Origin of the sequence: Nonomuraea sp. NPDC049421, assembly GCF_040677005.1 — a bacterium.
GTDB classification, from domain to species: Bacteria; Actinomycetota; Actinomycetes; order Streptosporangiales; family Streptosporangiaceae; genus Nonomuraea; species Nonomuraea salmonea.
This window is the reverse complement of record NZ_JBFAQA010000021.1, coordinates 102,969-118,339: the sequence shown is the minus strand read 5'-3', so window position 1 is coordinate 118,339 and position 15,371 is coordinate 102,969. Positions and strand designations below refer to the sequence as shown.

Below are 15,371 nucleotides of genomic sequence, written 5' to 3'. Positions count from 1 at the left end.
AACCGGTGGTGAGGGTCCCGCTGCGCGACCGGATCAGATCCTCGATCATCGAGGGCCTGATCGACGGCCGGTGGGCGCCCGGCGATCGCATCGTCGAGCGCCGGCTCGCGGCGGAGCTCGGCGTCAGCCAGGCCCCGGTCCGCGAGGCGCTGCGCGAGCTGGAGACACTGCGCCTGATCGAAACCTCCCCTAACAAGGGCGCGCAGGTGCGCGGCTTCACCGAGGCCGACCTGCGTGAGGTCTACCAGGTGCGAGCCGGCCTCGAGGAGACCGCCGTCCGTCTCGGCCGCCCCTCCCCCGACGCGCTCCGAGACAACCTAGCCCACCTGCGGCAGGCCATCGCCACCGGCTCCCGCACCGACCAGGTCCGCCACGGCGTCGCCTTCCACCGCGAGATCGTCGCGGCGGCCGGCAACGAGGTGCTGCTGTCGGTATGGGAGTCGCTGGGCGTCGAGGTCTGGACCCACCTGTCGATCCGCCTGCTGGGCCTGCGCCCCCACGAGAACGCTTTGGACCACGAGCCCCTGGTGGAGGCCATCGAACGCGACGACCCCGCCCTGCCCGTCCTGATAAGAAACCACGTCCTCGCCTACGCCCCCTGACCCGGGGCATTCAGCACAATTCACTCCGGCCAGAGCCGTCTCAACACCCTCCGAATCGCCCGGCGACCGCCTTTCTCATCGCCATCCTCGACGGCGCCCATGAACGAGAGCGACTCAGGACGAGGCCGATCGGACAGGCGCTCGACCAGCGTCACCACCGGCCGCGAAGCCATGATCATGGGCCCGAGGGAAGGAATACGAAATCCCGCGACCGGCGCACACGAGCCCGCGAAAAAGGACCAGCGAATACCGCCTTCCCCTATTAGGGTTCCATAAGTCGGCGGAAAGCGGCAAAGGGGCGAAATGAGCGCGGACGACCGCATCGAGCAGGCCAGGCTGCTCTACGAACAGGCAGTCTTCGGAGGCGACACCGACGCCATAGGGACGGCCGAGCGGCAGCTCGACGCGGTGGAGGCGGACCTGGCCCTCGCGCGAGGCCGCATCCCGCACGCCCGGTTCCTGGACGACGGCCACGAGGACCCCTCAGGAGCTGAGCCTGTTCGAGCGCGCAGCCGAACTCCACCGAAACCTGGGGGACGCGCGCGGCGAGGCGGAGGCCCTGTTCTGGATCGGATGCTTCCACCAGGTCGTACGGGACGACGACGCCACCGCAGTGCCCGCGCTCGAACAGTCCCACCAGAAGGCCGTGCGAGCCGGCGACGCCCTGACCGCGTCCTACGCCCTCCGGCACCTGTGCATGGCGGACCACAAAGCGGGCCGCCTGGGGCGAGCACGGGAACGACTGGAGGAATCGACCCACCTCCGCCGGAAGATCGGCTTCCTCCCCGGCGTCGCCGCCAACCTCATCGGCCTGGCCCACCTCACCGCCGCGGAAGGCCACCGCGACGAAGCGCTGGCACTCCTCGACGAAGCCACCTCACTCGCCACCCCCACCCCCGCCCCCACCCACGGCATACTCCGCCATGTCGAGGAGGCGAGAGCCCAGCTATGACGACCGTCAGGCCGGTATCAATCGGCCCAGGAGATCAAAAGAGGCCATCCGCGTGATCGCGAATGGCCTCTGGGCTGTGGTGGGCGATACTGGGATCGAACCAGTGACCTCTTCGGTGTGAACGAAGCGCTCTCCCGCTGAGCTAATCGCCCGCCCTGCCGGCCCCTTGCGGTTCCGACGGGGAAAACCATACCGTACTCCGGGACGTACGGCGAAACCAATAGCCCGGGGAGGCCCGCCGTGGGCCGCGTCAGAGGGATTCGGGTGAAACGCGGCGGTTGCCCACCGGCGCGGCGGGCGTGTGGCATACCATCGTCCTGTCCGGGAAGCATCGGCCACGATCTTCGGCCAGGATCTTGAGCGGGAAACGTTCATGGACGGCGCGTCCGGGGCAGGCTCCACAGCACGCAAAACCCTTGTAAATACGACCCGATTGATGCCGTTTAGCCTGGTAGATGCCTAAATGTCCAGCTGTGATGTGCGTTACAGAAGGCCCCTGGGGCGGAATCTTTCCTACAGGTTTCTTCGTTCCGCGTCATAGCTCCGGACGAAGTCCGTCAGAGCAGTGAAAGCCCCGAAGAGGGGACCTACGACGAAAAGGTTTGGCTGACGATGAACAGCACCACCGTCTCCGCCGAGCTTGGCCTTCGGCTTGTGGTCCCCGACCGTACTACCGTCCCCCTGCTCGCCGGGCTGAGCTACACAGCCGACGATCCGTACGCCATCCGCATGGCCTTCCACGTAGGGAACGACGAGCCGGTCGAGTGGATCTTCGCCCGCGAGTTGCTCACCGTGGGCATCGTTCGGCGTGTCGGTGACGGCGACGTGCAGGTGTGGCCCGCGCGCGCCGACGGCGAGCGCACCCTGCACATCAGCCTCACCTCCCCGTTCGGGCAGGCGTTGTTCGAGGTGCCGCTGGCCCCGCTCACGGAGTTCCTGCACCGCACGTACGAGAAGGTCCCGGCCGGTCGCGAGACCGACTACATGGACCTCGACGCCGAGCTGACCAACATGCTCTGGCCGTCCTGACCGAAGAAGGCGGCACGTCGTCCGGCGATCTCCCCCAGGAACGCCGGACGTGATCATGCAGGGGCCCCTTACGCCGGCAGCGACTCCAGCACCCGTCGCATCCGCGCGATCTCGATGCTCTGCCCCGAGTAGACGTCCTTGGCGAGCAGCCGCATGCGCTGGTCGCGCCCGCCGGCCAGCTGCTCGCCGGCCATCTTGACCGCGCCCTCGTGGTGGCGGGTCATGAGCTGCAGGAACAGGCGGTCGAAGACGCCGTCCCTGGCGCTGCGCAGCGCGTTCAGCTGCTCCTGGGTGGCCATCCCGTACGCGGCCCCCTGCGTGTGGTCGTGCCCTGCGGGGACGCGGCGGCCGAGCTCGGCGAGCCAGTTCGTCATGACCTTGATCTCCGGCGTCTGGGCGGCGGAGATCTGGCGGGCCAGCGAGCGGATGCTCCCGGTCGTCGTACGGGCCTCGACCAGCGCGGTCATCTCCAGCGCCTGGCGGTGATGCGGGATCATGCCCTCGGCGAAGCGCACGTCGGCGGCGACGGCGGCCGACGGCGTGCGCCCGACCCGCTCCCCCGGCCGGGCGGTGCGGGCCGGAGCCCCGGGGCTGCCTGGCACGATCACCGGCGCCTCCGTGCCCACGGGTGACGGCCCGGCCGGCGCGGTGGGCTCCTGCGAACATCCCGCAAGAGCAAATGTCGCCATAAGTGTGACGATTACCGTACGCGTCCCCGATTCTGCTGACATAGCTTCCATAGTGAGCTACGAGACAAAGGGGATGCGCGTTGATCTTCGCCATGTCGCGCGGTACCAAGGTGCGCGGCACCACGCTGCGGGCCACGCTGGTGTCGGCGGTGCTGGTCCTGGCCTCCGCCTGCGCCGCGGCGCCCGCCGCCGAACCGGAAGCGGCGCCCTCCGCCGAGCCCGCACCGGCCACGACCGGCTCCCGGAAGGGGAGCGGCGCGCAGACCAGCCCCAATGTCCGGCATGTCGCCAATGTGCCGCGGACCGCCCCGCTGAACGGCGAGGAGGACTTCAACACCGATCTCGCCTTCCAGGGCGACTACGCGTACGTGGGCAACTTCGGCGGTTTCGCCATCTACGACATCGGCGATCCGGAGAAGCCCAGGGTGGTCAGCCAGGTCTCCTGCCCGGCCCAGCAGAACGACGTCACGATCCACGGTGACCTGCTGATCCTGTCGATCGACGAGCCGCGCGCGGGCCCCGAGTGCGACGCCGCCGACGGCCCCCGCGCGTGGGAGGGCCTGCGGATCTTCGACGTCAGCGACAAGCGGAGCCCGCGGTACGTCGGCGCCGTCCAGACCGAGTGCGGCTCGCACACCCACACGATGGTCCCGGCCGGTGAGACGCTCTACGTGTACGTCTCCTCGCCCGGCCCCGAGCCCGACTCCCCCACGTGCCCGTCCCCGCACGAGCTGCTGCAGATCGTGGAAGTCCCCCTGGCGGCCCCGGAGAACGCGAAGGTGGTCGCCAAGCCGAACCTGTTCCCCGACCGCGCGACCAGCGACCTCGACTCCGGCTGCCACGACATCACCGCCTACCCGGAGAAGAAGGTGGCCGCGGCGGCCTGCTTCGGCGACGGCGTGCTGCTCGACATCAGCGACCCGGTCAACCCGCGGGTCCTGCAGGAGCTCACCGACACCGAGAACTTCCAGATCTGGCACTCGGCGACGTTCAACAACGAGGGGACGAAGGTCGTCTTCGGCGACGAGCTGGGCGGCGGCAGCCAGGCCACCTGCGACCGCAACACGCCGCAGACCAAGGGCGCGAACGCCATCTACGACCTGGTGGGCGACCGGCTGGAGAAGCGCGGCTACTTCAAGATCCCGCGCGAGCAGCAGCAGAACGAGAACTGCGTCGCACACAACGGCTCGCTCATCCCGGTGCCGGGCAAGGACGTCATGGTGCAGTCGTGGTACCAGGGCGGCGTGTCCATCTGGGACTTCACCGACTCGGCGGCCCCGAAGGAGATCGGGTTCTTCGACCGCGGGCCGTTCCCGGGCGACGGCATCGCGGGCACGTGGTCGGCGTACTACTACAACGGCTACATCTACTCCAGCGACATCAGGGCCGGCCTGGACGTGCTGAAGATCGACGACCCGCTCACCGACCCGGCGGCGAAGGTGAAGATGGACGACTTCAACGTCCAGACGCAGCAGTCGTACTGACCCCGGCGGTCAGGCGGGCGGTCAGGCGGGCGGTCAGGCGGGCCAGCAGGACGACGAGCGCCTGGCGGCGCGGGCGATGGCGGCGCCGTCCAGCGTGACGGCCGTGGGTTCGATGCGGGCCCACGGCCACTCCAGGATGAGCAGCAGCTCGCCGGGCGGCGGCAGCGGGAACAGCCACAGCGGCATGTGGTACAGCGTGTGGGAGGCGTCGCCGCGCACGCCGCCGGGGAACCACGACAGGTTCGGCGGCGCGCAGTCGCCGTCGTGGTCGGAGTGCACCTCGGCGCCGCCCGGATAGCGCAGCACGAGGTGCAGCGACGTGCTCTCCTCGCCGGAGAACGCCGTGTCGAGCTGCAGCGCGAGGCCGGGCGGCGCGGCGGCGTCGCGGGCCACGACGTCGAGGTTGAGCAGGCAGCCGACGTCGTAGACCTGGATCATCGGCAGCAGCACGGCGAGCGCGGGCGTGCGGGCGAGCACCCGCTCCACGGTGACGATCGCGCCCAGTTTCGCGATCGGCGGCACGCAGGCGCCGCCTTCCCCACTCATAGCGAACCCTCATTCGCTTCGGGCGTCATCTGCAGCGCAAGCGTAACCCCGCGATCGCGCTACCCCCGAGCGGTATGCGAAAACGGTCCGGCCCCGCCGCGCGTCACGACGGGGCGGCCTGGGTCACGGGTTGAGGTCGGCGGCGGAACGCTCGGCGAAGATCCGCATGGCCTTGGTGGTGATGGGGCCGGGGGCGGCGGGCAGCTCGGTGTCGTCGACGAGCTTGATCGGCTGCACGTCGCGGGTGGTGGAGGTGAGGAACGCCTCGTCGGCTTCGTACAGGGCCTGGAGGGGGACGTCCGCCTCTTCGGCGCCGCACCATTCGAGCACCAGCGCGCGGGTGACGCCGGCCAGGCAGCCGGAGGCGAGGGTGGGGGTGAGCAGGCGGCCGTCGCGGACGACGAAGATGTTGGAGCCGGTGCCCTCGCACAGGTCGCCCGCCAGGTTGCCGAAGATCGCCTCGCCGCCGCCGCGCCGCTTGGCGTGCAGCAGGGCCTTGGCGTTGTCGCCGTAGGAGGTGCTCTTGACGCCGGCCAGGGCGCCGCGCTCGTTGCGCGGCCAGGGGACGACGGCGACGTTCGCGGTGGCGGGGAAGGGCTTCTGCTCGTCCACGATGACGACGCTGGTGGTGCCCTGGTCGCCGCGGTCGGAGCCGAGGGGGCCGGGGCCGCTGGTGTAGGTGACGCGGATGCGGCCCAGCTCCCAGGCGGGGGCGGCGTCGAGCAGCTTGTCGATGCCGGCGGCGATGTCCTCGACGTCGGGCTCGGGCAGATCCATGCGCTGGGCGGAGAGGGTGAGCCGATCGAGGTGGCGGGTGAGGGCGAACGACTTGCCGTTCACGATCTTGATGGTCTCGAAGACGCCGTCGCCGACCATGAGCCCGTGGTCGAAGACCGAGACGGTGGCCTCAGCGGGGTCGATCAGCTCCCCGTTGACCCAGACAGGGATGTTCATGCAGTTTCCTCCTGTGATGCCAGCGCGATCAGCCTGGCTGCCTTGAGCTCGGTCTCGAGCCATTCGCGCCCGGGGTCGCTGCCCCAGGTGATGCCCGCTCCCGTGCCGAACCGGATCTCGCCGGCCGAGATCTGGAATGTTCTGATGCCTACGGCCAGCGCCGCCCTGCCTCGGTCGGCGTCGACCCAGCCCACGGCCCCACAGTACGGGCCGCGCGGTGCTGGTTCGAGCTCATTGATGATGCGCAGGGCCGACGACTTGGGCGCGCCCGTGACGGACCCGGGCGGGAACGTCGCCTCGAACAGCTCCGGCCAGCCCACGCCCGCCTGGAGCCTGGCGCGCACGGTGGAGACGAGGTGGACGGAGCCGGGGTATTCCTCGGCCACGCACAGCGCGGGCACCTCGACCGAGCCGACCTCGGCGACCCTGCCCAGGTCGTTGCGGACCAGGTCGACGATCATGACGTTCTCGGCGTAGTCCTTGTCGAGCAGGTCGGCCTCCGTGACGCCGGTGCCCTTGATCGGGCGCGACTCCACGACGTCGCCGTCGCGCGACAGGTAGAGCTCGGGCGAGGCCGTGACGACGCTCAGGCCGGGCAGGCTGATCACGCCGCCGTACTTGGCCGGGTTGCCCGCCGCCAGCCGGGCCGCCAGGGCGAGCGGGTCGGCGTCGGAGGCGAGCGGCGCGGTCAGGACGCGGCAGAGGTTGGCCTGGTAGACCTCGCCCTGCTCGATGTAGGCGCGGATGGCCTGGACGCCCCGCTCGTACGCGGCGCGGTCGAGCGAGCTGCGCCACTGGCCGGGACGCGGGCCGCGCCACGGCCCCGAGGGCGTGGGCAGGGGCGCCGGGCGGACGTGGTCGAACCGGGCGCACGTCACCTTGCCCTCGTAGTCGACGACGACGGCCCACCAGCCCTCGCCGTCGAGCGCGGCGAGGTCGGAGGTCACGTCACGCAGCCCGGTGGCGAGAACGTGTCCTAAGTGGGCGTAATCGCGGTACACATCTCCCATTGTCCCAGCATTTCGACCAGCTCCAGCGCGGCGGGCAGTGGCGTATCGGGCAGGGCCGCGTAGACCTTGCGTGCGGGCTCCGTACCCCTGAGGGGTTTGAGGACCAGCCCGGCCGGTACGGCTCCCGCTGCCAGCTCCGGCACCAGCGTCACCCCGAGCCCCGCCGCGACGAACCCGAACTTGCCCGACCACTCGGCCACCCGCAGCCCGCCGCGCGGGGTGAACCCGGCCGCCGCGCACGCCCGCAGCAGCAGCGTCGGCTGACCGCGCGGGGCGGCCTCGATCCACGTCTCCTCCGCGAGGTCGCGCAGGTCCACGTCGGGCTCGGCGGCCAGGCGGTGCCCGGCGGGCAGCGCGACGAGCAGCCGGTCGGCCAGCAGCGGGACCGTCCGCGTCTCCTCGGCGGGCAGCCCGGCCGGGTAGTCGCTGATCACCGCGACGTCGAGCGCTCCGGCGTGCAGCCGCTCGACCAGCGGCGCGCTGAGCCCCTCGGTCAGGCGCAGCTCGACGCCGGGCCGCCGCGCCGCGAACCGCCTGAGCGCGTGCGGCACGAGCGCGACGTTGGCGGTGGCGAACGAGCCGACCCGCAGCTGCCCGCCCTCGCCCCGGTGGATGGCGGCCAGTTCCTCGCCCGCCCGGCCGAGCCGGTCGAGCACGGCGACGGCGTGCCGGTGCAGGGCCGCGCCAGCGGGGGTCAGGCGGACGCCGCGCGGCAGGCGTTCGAACAGCGGCCCGCCCGCGGCGCGTTCGAGTGCGGCGATGCGCCGCGAGAGCGCCGACTGGGTGTAGCCGAGCAGCTCCGCGGCGGCGGTGATGGACCCGCTCCGCGCCACCTCGTCGAACAGCCGGAGCGTGCCGGTGTCGAAGGCATTCGTGTCGTGCATGGCGGCCATGCAATCAAGTTGTTGGTGGAATACCAAGTGGTCGGCTTCACTCGGAGCCGTGATCACTTTTCTGGGACAGGGACGCATGGGCGTCCCCATGGCCCGGCGGCTCGTGGACGCCGGGCACAAGGTGACGACGTGGCGGCGGGCGGACGGCCCTGTGGCCGCCGCCGTGGAGGGCGCGGAGCTGGTCATCACCATGCTCAGCGACCCGGCCGCGGTCCGCGAGGTGCTGACGGCCGCACGACAGGGGCTGCGGCCGGGGACGACCGTCGTGGAGATGTCCACGATCGGCCCGCAGGCGGTGCGCGAGCTGCGCGCGCTGCTCCCGCCGTCGGTGAACCTGGTGGACGCGCCGGTGCTGGGCAGCGTGGTGCCCGCGGCCGGCGGCACGCTGACCGTGCTGGCGGGCGGTGACGTCTCGGGGTGCCGGGAGGTGCTGTCGGTCTTCGGGCAGGTGCGCGAGCTGGGCCCGCTGGGGGCGGGCGCGGCCATGAAGATCGCCGTCATGAGCGCGCTCGTGCCCGCCCAGGTGCTGCTCGCCGAGACGTTCGCGTACGGGAAGGCGCACGGCGTGGATCACGACGCCCTGGCGGACGTGCTGGGAGGGACCCCTCTCGGCGCGCTGGCCGAGCGGCTGCGCACCCCGGCCGCGCAGACCCGCTACTCGCTCGGCCACGCGGCCAAGGATCTGGCGCTGGGCGCCTGGCAGGACGCCACCCTGGCCACCGCCGCCCGCGCCCGCCTCCAGGAGGCCGAGGCGGCCGGCCTGGGCGGCCACGACCTGACGGCCATCGCCACCCACCTCGCCGGGCCTGTGAGCGGGGCGGCCGTCCATCGGGCGGTGCCGCTCAACCTGCCGACGATCCCCGCCACGAACGGCGCGTACTCGCACGCCAGCCGCGTCGGCGACATGCTCTACATCTCCGGCCAGGCCGCCTTCGACGAGCGCGGGCAGGTGGTCGGAGAGACCATGGAGGAGCAGGCCGAGCACGTCTTCCAGGTCATCGCGCGGATCCTCGAGGACCAGGGCGCGACGTTCGAGGACGTGGCGTTCATCCGCACGTACCTGACGGACATGGACGACCGGCTCGCCTACGGCGCGGTACGCCGCCGCTATCTCACCGGCACTCCCCCGGCCAGCACGACGGTGGAGGTGTCGAGGCTGTTCATGCCGGGGTTGCGCCTGGAGGTGGACCTGATCGTGGCGCTGCCGCACCGGTAGGCGGTCAGTCCAGCGGCCCCGTCACGGACTCGGCGGCGGCGACCACGCCGCCCTCGGCGACCAGCCGGACCGCGGCCTCGATCTCGGGGGCCAGGAACCGGTCGGGGCCGGGGGCGGGCACGGTCTCGCGCAGCGCCCGTACGACGGCGGCCGTCGCGGGGGCGGGCTCCAGCGGGGCGCGCAGGTCGATCGCGCGGGCGGCGGTCAGCACCTCGACGGCCAGCACCCGGGTGAGCCCGTCCACCGACTTGCGCAGCTTGCGCGCCGCCGACCAGCCCATGGAGACGTGGTCCTCCTGCATGGCCGAGCTGGGGATGGAGTCGACGCTGGCGGGCACGGCCAGCCGCTTGAGCTCGGAGACCAGGGCGGCCTGGGTGTACTGGGCGATCATGTGGCCTGAGTCGACGCCGGGGTCGTCGGCGAGGAAGGACGGCAGGCCGTGGTTGCGGGCCACGTCGAGGAACCGGTCGGTACGCCGCTCCGCCATCGAGGCGAGGTCGGCCGCCACGATCGCCAGGAAGTCCAGCACGTACGCCAGCGGCGCCCCGTGGAAGTTGCCGTTGGACTCGACCCGGCCGTCGGCCAGCACGGCCGGGTTGTCCACGGCGCTGGCCAGCTCCCACCCGGCGACCGAGGCGGCGTGCGCGATCGTGTCGCGGGCCGCGCCCGCCACCTGCGGGGCGCAGCGCAGCGAGTACGCGTCCTGCACGCGCGTGCAGGCGGCCGGGTCGCGATGGCTGGCCATGATGCCGGAGCCGCGCAGCACCTTCACCATGTTCGCGGCCGAGCGCGCCTGGCCCGGGTGCGGGCGCAGCTCCTGCAACTCGGGCGCGAACACCCGGTCGGTGCCGAGCAGCGCCTCGACGCTCATCGCGGCGCTCACATCGGCGGTCCTGACCAGCTCGGTGAGGTCGTGGATGGCGAGGATGAGCATGCCCAGCATGCCGTCGGTGCCGTTGATCAGCGCCAGGCCCTCTTTGGCGGCCAGCTCGACCGGGTCGATCCTGGCCTGCTTGAGCGCCTCCGCGGCAGGCTGCACCGCGCCCGACGCGTCCCTGACGACGCCCTCACCCATGAGCGTCAGCGCCACGTGCGCCAGCGGCGCCAGGTCGCCCGAGCAGCCGAGGCTGCCGTACTCGTGCACGATCGGCGTGATGCCCGAGCTGATGAGCGCGGCCAGCGTCTTGGCGGTGGTCGGCCTGATGCCGGTGTGGCCGGTGGCCAGGGTGTGCAGGCGCAGCAGCATGAGGGCGCGCACCACCTCGGTCTCCACCTCGGGGCCGCTGCCGGCCGCGTGCGAGCGGACGAGGGAGCGCTGGAGCTGGGCGCGCAGCGCCGGGTCGATGTGCCGGGTGGCGAGGGCGCCGAACCCGGTGGAGATGCCGTAGTGGGGGACGGGGGTCTCGGCGAGCTCGTCCACTCGCTGCCGGGCGGCGGCGATGGCGGCGACGGCGTCGTCGCTGAGGCGTACGGGGGCGCCGTGGCGGGCCACCCTGATGACGTCGTCGAAGGTCAGCGGTTCTGGGCCGACGGTCACGACCTCGTTGTCGCGCATGGTGCGTCTCTCTCGCTTAGGTAACCGGCGTACCCGATGTTAGCTCCTTACTTCCGAAGAGTTCCGCCAGCCCCTGCCGTCCCGCGTCCGTCAAGGTCACGGCCCTCGGCACGGTGCCCCGGCGCAGCCAGTCGCGCTCGAACAGCACCTCCGTGATCGCCGCGCCGAGGGCGCCGCCGAGGTGGGCTCTTCGCTCGGTCCAGTCCAGGCACTCGGGCGCGAAGCGCCGCCGCGACCTGCGCGTGCCGGCGACGTCCACGCCGAGCCGCGACAGCAGCCGCTCCCCCTGCCCGGTCAGGTCATGGCCGTCGTAGTGGCCGCCGTCCTTGAGCCGGTCGAGCAGGCTCACCCCGGCGCGGCCCGCGAGGTGGTCGTAGCAGGTGCGGGCCTCCTCCAGTTGCCTGGCCTGCCGCGACTGGCGCAGCGAGCGCACCGGCGGGCGGGCGCTGATCCGCGCCAGCACCTCCAGCACCTCGGCGATCTCGTGACCGGCCAGGCGGTAGTAGCGGTGGCGGCCCTGGCGGACGACGGCCACCAGCCCGCCGTCCAGCAGCCTGGCGAGATGGGCGCTCGCGGTGGCGGCGCTCACCCCCGCCATCCTGGCCAGCTCACCGGCGGCCAGCGCGCGCCCGCCGAGCAGCGCGGTCAGGATCGCGGCCCGCGCCGGCTCCGCGATCAGCGCGGCCACGGGCGCGATGTCGGCGTCTGCGGCGATGTGTTCCATACCTGCGACGCTAGTACGCCGACATTTCGTCCCGCGTCGAAGGGTTACCGTTTTCCCAGCGCCTTGCGGATCATGTCGCGGGCCCGGTCCATGACCGCCATGGGCGTGCCCATCAGCACGTTCTTGGTCATCGACTCGGTGCCGGGATGCGGGCGGGTCGGCGCCATCGACTCGGCCGCGCGTACCGCCGCCGCCATCGTCCGCCGCTCCGCCACCGACGTCCGCGCGCGCAGCTTGGCGAACTCGTAGCGCTCCTCGCTGCGGGCGTGCGCCGTCACCGCGGTACGCAGCTCCGCCAGCCCCTCCCAGAACCGCGCGTCGTCCACGCCCGCCTTGTGCAGGTCGAGGAGGAGGCGTTTGGCCTTGTTCTCCTCGGCCAGCCGGTCGGCCACCACACCTTGGCCGTTGTCGAGCTTCCTGCGCGCGTACGGGTGGACGATCTCCTCCTCGGCGGTCTCGTGCACCGACAGCAGGCGCGTCAACCGCTCGAACGCCTCCCCGACCTTGTCCGGCGGCGCCTGCTCCACCTCGTCGAACAGGTCCCTGATCCGCCCGTGCTGGGCCACCAGGAGCTCGATGACATCGTGTTCAGCCACGTGTTCAGCCACGTCGAGCGCCCTACCCCGGCGCCGTCCCGGCACGCGCCGCCTTACCGAACGCGGGCGTTCCGAGCACCGAACGCGGAGGTTGCCCGGCACGGGCGCGGGTACGCGCAGCGACATGTCCTTCGACCCACTCCAGGAGCGGGGTATCCCGCTGGACGAGCAGCTGCGCACCTGGCGGGAGCTGAACGTCACCCCGATCGACCCCGACGCCGCCGACCCGTACACGCGGTGCCGCATCATCACCATGAACGGCATCGAGGTCGAGGCCGTCATGTTCAGCCACCACCTGGCCCGGCACTGCCCCGACCTGGAGATCAAGCAGCAGCTCGCCCGGGTCCGCTACATCGAGGCGCAGCAGCAGAAGGCGGTCAACTGGCTGCTGCCCGGCTCGTCGTCGGTGCTGGAGACGACGATTGCGTACGAGCAGGTCGCGGTGGACCTGACGGCCTGGGTGGCGCGAATGGAGCCGGATCCGTACCTGAAGCAGGCCTACCAGTTCGGGGTGCTGGAGGACTTCGACCATCTCTACCGGTACGCCAACCTGTACGAGATGATCGAGCACCGCAAAGCGGAGAAGATCGTCGACCAGCTCACCGAGGTCATGCCGGGGCGGCCGACGTACCAGCATCATCGCGACCCCATCGACAACGTGCGCCGGCCCTACGAGCGCCACGAGACCGAGCCGCTGTCGCGGCTGCACGCGCTGACGATCATGGCGGCCGAGCAGCAGACCATGAACTTCTACATGAACGTCGGCCCCACCTACATGGAGCCGATCGCGCGGCAGCTCTACCAGGAGATCGGGCTCATCGAGGAGGAGCACGTCACCCACTACGAGTCGCTCGTCGACCCCGGCGAGAGCTGGTGGGAGATGCTGCTCAACCACGAGTACAACGAGTGCTACCTCTACCACTCGTTCATGGAGACCGAGTCCGAGCCCAAGGTGCGCGCGATCTGGGAGCTGCACCTCATGATGGAGCTCGAACATCTGCGGCTGGCCGCCGAGCTCTTCAAGCGCTTCGACGGGCGCGACCCCGACCAGGTGCTGGCGCCCGCGCTGCCGCCGCCCGTGACGTTCGAGCCGAACAAGGGCTACCTGCGCGACCTGCTCACCACGCAGGTGGACGTCACCACCCTGGGCACCGGCTACGTGCGCGAGGCCCACGAGCGGTTCACCCGCATGCAGGAGGCGATCATGGGCGGGGAGCAGCCGCCGTCGGAGCGGGTCATCGAGCACAACCGGGCGATCAACGGGCGGGAGTACCGGCTGGAGACGGAGGGTCCGCATCCGGTGGGCGTGCGCCTCACGCCGTAGGTGCCCGGATTCCAGTTTGGGGAGTGGGCCGAGATTCGCTAGAGTTCTCTACGTCACCCGGCAGCGACCGGGGCGACACGCGGAAGTGGCTCAGTGGTAGAGCATCACCTTGCCAAGGTGAGGGTCGCGGGTTCGAATCCCGTCTTCCGCTCGGAGCTTCCGGCTCGGTGGCGTGGCCGAGAGGCGAGGCAGCGGCCTGCAAAGCCGTCCACACGGGTTCAAATCCCGTCGCCACCTCACACCAAGGACGATTAGCTCAGCGGGAGAGCGCTTCCCTGACACGGAAGAGGTCACTGGTTCAATCCCAGTATCGTCCACCCTGACGAAGCCCCAGCCCCACCGGCTGGGGCTTCGTGCTTCTCGGGGTGCTCGCGGGGCGGCCGGTCGTCGGGGTGCTGGTGTTTCCGGGGCTTGGGATGGGCATCGGCGCGGCGCGTGGGCGGTCGGACGGCGTCGCGGTCGGGGTGGCTGTTGATCGCCGGGCTCATCACCTTCGGGGTGACGCGCGGGGCCGTGCGCAAGGCCGGGGGCAGGGCCGGGGGCAGGGCGAGGTGGGGGTTCAGGCGGCGGGCGTGGGTGCTGCCGTGCCTGGTCGCCGGGTGGTCTCTCGTCGGCGTGTTCGTGCGGGAGTCGCTGCTGGCCGAGCCGTGGAGCACGGCCTGGGTGAGCGAGTACGCCGCTGACCTGACGGCGGCGCTGGTTGCCGCGCCCGCGCAGGTCGCCGTGCCGCCCATGCTGCTGGCCGCGCTGTCGGTGGCGGTGCAGAAGGCGCTGCCCGCGCCGGCCGGCGAAGTCTCCGCGCCTCATCCCGTGCGTACCGACCGGCGGTGGTCGCTGGTGGTGGCGGGCTTCGCGGTGGCGCTGACGTACTTCTGCGTGGCCGTGAGATCCCGGGGCTGGTCGTCACGCTGTCCTGTCCCCGGGCCGTGGGCGGGCCCGACGCCGGACGGGTCGGTGCGGTGCTGGCCGATCCCGTGGCGGCGTACATGGAGGAGACGCTGCGCCCACTCATGCCCGAGGGACAGAACCCCCGGACGGTCACCGCCGACAACGACCGCCTGCTGGTGAACCTCGCGCCCGGTGGCGTGGAGTTCACGTCCGGCCGGGACTGCTTCTGCGTGCCGTGTGCGCCCTTCTCCGTACGGGTGCCCGCGCATCGCCTCCAAGGGCTGCTGGCCATGAGCCTCGCCTAGCGCGACGATCACTCCATGGACGCGCAGGAGATCGCCGACCGATCAGAGATCACGGAGCTGCTGGCCCGCTACACCAGGGCCGTCGACTCAGGGCACTGGGACCTGCTGGACGAGGTGTTCACCCCGGACGCGAGCATCGACTACCGCTCGTCCGGAGGCATCAGCGGCACCCGCGACGAGGTCAAGGCGTGGCTGGCCGAGGTGCTCTCGCAATGGCCCGGCCGGTCGCATCTGGTGGGCGCGGCCACGTTCGCGTTCGGCGGCGGTGAGGCGCGGGTGAGCGCGCCGTTCCTCGACACGCTGGCCCCCACGCGGGAGATGACGGGCGCGCGGACCAAGGGGTTCCTGCACGGCGGCGGCTGGTACCACCACCGCCTCCGCCGCACTCCCGAGGGCTGGCGCAGCGTGGAGCTGATCGAGGAACAGTCCTGGCGCACCGCCACCTGAGCCCCGGAGAGCCCTGGGAGCCCTGGGAGCCCTGGGAGCCCTGGAAAGCGGCGGGTTAGGGGTTTGTGCCGTTTGTGGGGGGTTACTGAGAACAGCGGCTGGGCGGGCAGTGTCCCCCTGCCACCTCGATCGAGGGCGAGGGGCGGCGGGCCGGACG

16 protein-coding genes and 4 tRNA genes are annotated in these 15,371 nt (G+C 71.4%); 11 read left to right on the top strand and 9 right to left on the bottom strand.

The features are described 5' to 3' along the window. Positions 1–5 precede the first annotated feature (5 nt). Positions 6–602, top strand: coding sequence for a GntR family transcriptional regulator (locus tag AB0K18_RS31570; RefSeq protein ID WP_364373866.1), 597 nt, complete (start codon positions 6–8; stop codon positions 600–602). Between the two features lie 613 nt (positions 603–1,215). Next, complete coding sequence (locus AB0K18_RS31565) at positions 1,216–1,554, top strand: hypothetical protein (protein WP_364921502.1); 339 nt, start codon at positions 1,216–1,218, stop codon at positions 1,552–1,554. Positions 1,555–1,631: 77 nt separating this feature from the next. Here AB0K18_RS31565 and AB0K18_RS31560 read toward each other — a convergent pair. Beyond that, positions 1,632–1,706, bottom strand: a tRNA-Val gene (locus AB0K18_RS31560). A 460-nt stretch (positions 1,707–2,166) separates the two neighbouring features. Between AB0K18_RS31560 and AB0K18_RS31555 the strand changes: the two genes are divergently transcribed. Beyond that, positions 2,167–2,583, top strand: a complete 417-nt coding sequence (locus AB0K18_RS31555; protein WP_103958541.1) for an SsgA family sporulation/cell division regulator — start codon at positions 2,167–2,169, stop codon at positions 2,581–2,583. A 68-nt stretch (positions 2,584–2,651) separates the two neighbouring features. Here AB0K18_RS31555 and AB0K18_RS31550 read toward each other — a convergent pair whose 3' ends face one another. Next, positions 2,652–3,191 carry a DUF305 domain-containing protein gene (locus tag AB0K18_RS31550; protein ID WP_364921500.1) on the bottom strand — a complete coding sequence of 180 codons (540 nt, stop codon included), beginning with the start codon at positions 3,189–3,191 and terminating at the stop codon, positions 2,652–2,654. Positions 3,192–3,364: 173 nt separating this feature from the next. Here AB0K18_RS31550 and AB0K18_RS31545 point away from each other — a divergent pair, with 173 nt between their 5' ends. Further along, on the top strand, positions 3,365–4,756 hold the full coding sequence (locus tag AB0K18_RS31545; protein ID WP_364921497.1) for a hypothetical protein: 1,392 nt from the start codon (positions 3,365–3,367) through the stop codon (positions 4,754–4,756). Positions 4,757–4,789: 33 nt separating this feature from the next. Here AB0K18_RS31545 and AB0K18_RS31540 read toward each other — a convergent pair whose 3' ends face one another. The 4 genes from AB0K18_RS31540 to AB0K18_RS31525 all read right to left on the bottom strand — a co-directional run bounded on the left by AB0K18_RS31540 (position 4,790) and on the right by AB0K18_RS31525 (position 8,150). Further along, complete coding sequence (locus AB0K18_RS31540) at positions 4,790–5,302, bottom strand: hypothetical protein (protein ID WP_364921494.1); 513 nt, start codon at positions 5,300–5,302, stop codon at positions 4,790–4,792. A 123-nt stretch (positions 5,303–5,425) separates the two neighbouring features. Continuing rightward, positions 5,426–6,256 (bottom strand): aminotransferase class IV, encoded by an 831-nt coding sequence (locus tag AB0K18_RS31535; RefSeq protein WP_364921492.1) that lies wholly within the window; start codon positions 6,254–6,256, stop codon positions 5,426–5,428. Next, a complete protein-coding gene (locus AB0K18_RS31530) occupies positions 6,253–7,266 on the bottom strand; it encodes a chorismate-binding protein (protein WP_364921490.1) in 1,014 nt (337 codons plus the stop codon). The genes AB0K18_RS31535 and AB0K18_RS31530 overlap by 4 nt, the downstream gene beginning before the upstream one ends. After that, positions 7,233–8,150 carry a LysR family transcriptional regulator gene (locus AB0K18_RS31525; RefSeq protein WP_364921487.1) on the bottom strand — a complete coding sequence of 306 codons (918 nt, stop codon included), beginning with the start codon at positions 8,148–8,150 and terminating at the stop codon, positions 7,233–7,235. The genes AB0K18_RS31530 and AB0K18_RS31525 overlap by 34 nt, the downstream gene beginning before the upstream one ends. Before the next feature lie 58 nt (positions 8,151–8,208). On the opposite strand from AB0K18_RS31525, the gene AB0K18_RS31520 reads away from it, so the two are divergent. Further along, positions 8,209–9,375: a Rid family hydrolase gene (locus AB0K18_RS31520; protein WP_364921485.1), complete on the top strand. Its 1,167-nt coding sequence runs from the start codon at positions 8,209–8,211 to the stop codon at positions 9,373–9,375. A 4-nt stretch (positions 9,376–9,379) separates the two neighbouring features. Here AB0K18_RS31520 and hutH read toward each other — a convergent pair whose 3' ends face one another. The 3 genes from hutH to AB0K18_RS31505 are packed head-to-tail and all read right to left on the bottom strand — an operon-like array spanning position 9,380 to position 12,250. Continuing rightward, positions 9,380–10,930, bottom strand: coding sequence for a histidine ammonia-lyase (gene hutH / locus AB0K18_RS31515; RefSeq protein ID WP_364921482.1), 1,551 nt, complete (start codon positions 10,928–10,930; stop codon positions 9,380–9,382). Between the two features lie 16 nt (positions 10,931–10,946). Next, positions 10,947–11,654 carry a helix-turn-helix domain-containing protein gene (locus AB0K18_RS31510; protein WP_364921479.1) on the bottom strand — a complete coding sequence of 236 codons (708 nt, stop codon included), beginning with the start codon at positions 11,652–11,654 and terminating at the stop codon, positions 10,947–10,949. A 44-nt stretch (positions 11,655–11,698) separates the two neighbouring features. Beyond that, complete coding sequence (locus AB0K18_RS31505; RefSeq protein ID WP_364921476.1) at positions 11,699–12,250, bottom strand: hemerythrin domain-containing protein; 552 nt, start codon at positions 12,248–12,250, stop codon at positions 11,699–11,701. 124 nt (positions 12,251–12,374) lie between these two features. On the opposite strand from AB0K18_RS31505, the gene AB0K18_RS31500 reads away from it, so the two are divergent. The 6 genes from AB0K18_RS31500 to AB0K18_RS31475 all read left to right on the top strand — a co-directional run bounded on the left by AB0K18_RS31500 (position 12,375) and on the right by AB0K18_RS31475 (position 15,214). After that, positions 12,375–13,574 (top strand): hypothetical protein, encoded by a 1,200-nt coding sequence (locus AB0K18_RS31500; protein WP_364921473.1) that lies wholly within the window; start codon positions 12,375–12,377, stop codon positions 13,572–13,574. A gap of 79 nt (positions 13,575–13,653) precedes the next feature. Beyond that, positions 13,654–13,725 (top strand) — tRNA-Gly (locus AB0K18_RS31495). A 15-nt stretch (positions 13,726–13,740) separates the two neighbouring features. Beyond that, a tRNA-Cys gene (locus AB0K18_RS31490) sits at positions 13,741–13,811 on the top strand. A gap of 8 nt (positions 13,812–13,819) precedes the next feature. Then, positions 13,820–13,891, top strand: a tRNA-Val gene (locus AB0K18_RS31485). A 154-nt stretch (positions 13,892–14,045) separates the two neighbouring features. Continuing rightward, positions 14,046–14,642: a hypothetical protein gene (locus AB0K18_RS31480; protein WP_364921470.1), complete on the top strand. Its 597-nt coding sequence runs from the start codon at positions 14,046–14,048 to the stop codon at positions 14,640–14,642. Positions 14,643–14,782: 140 nt separating this feature from the next. Continuing rightward, positions 14,783–15,214: a nuclear transport factor 2 family protein gene (locus AB0K18_RS31475; RefSeq protein WP_364921467.1), complete on the top strand. Its 432-nt coding sequence runs from the start codon at positions 14,783–14,785 to the stop codon at positions 15,212–15,214. The last annotated feature ends 157 nt before the right edge of the window (positions 15,215–15,371 follow it).

Excerpts from the sequence above, each read along its gene's own strand:
- AB0K18_RS31555 (WP_103958541.1), top strand. The coding sequence starts at position 2,167 with ATGAACAGCACCACCGTCTCCGCCGAGCTTGGCCTTCGGCTTGTGGTC.
- AB0K18_RS31545 (WP_364921497.1), top strand. The coding sequence starts at position 3,365 with ATGTCGCGCGGTACCAAGGTGCGCGGCACCACGCTGCGGGCCACGCTG.
- AB0K18_RS31540 (WP_364921494.1), bottom strand. The coding sequence starts at position 5,302 with ATGAGTGGGGAAGGCGGCGCCTGCGTGCCGCCGATCGCGAAACTGGGC.
- AB0K18_RS31535 (WP_364921492.1), bottom strand. The coding sequence starts at position 6,256 with ATGAACATCCCTGTCTGGGTCAACGGGGAGCTGATCGACCCCGCTGAG.
- AB0K18_RS31530 (WP_364921490.1), bottom strand. The coding sequence starts at position 7,266 with ATGGGAGATGTGTACCGCGATTACGCCCACTTAGGACACGTTCTCGCC.
- AB0K18_RS31525 (WP_364921487.1), bottom strand. The coding sequence starts at position 8,150 with ATGCACGACACGAATGCCTTCGACACCGGCACGCTCCGGCTGTTCGAC.
- hutH (WP_364921482.1), bottom strand. The coding sequence starts at position 10,930 with ATGCGCGACAACGAGGTCGTGACCGTCGGCCCAGAACCGCTGACCTTC.
- AB0K18_RS31510 (WP_364921479.1), bottom strand. The coding sequence starts at position 11,654 with ATGGAACACATCGCCGCAGACGCCGACATCGCGCCCGTGGCCGCGCTG.
- AB0K18_RS31500 (WP_364921473.1), top strand. The coding sequence starts at position 12,375 with ATGTCCTTCGACCCACTCCAGGAGCGGGGTATCCCGCTGGACGAGCAG.
- AB0K18_RS31475 (WP_364921467.1), top strand. The coding sequence starts at position 14,783 with ATGGACGCGCAGGAGATCGCCGACCGATCAGAGATCACGGAGCTGCTG.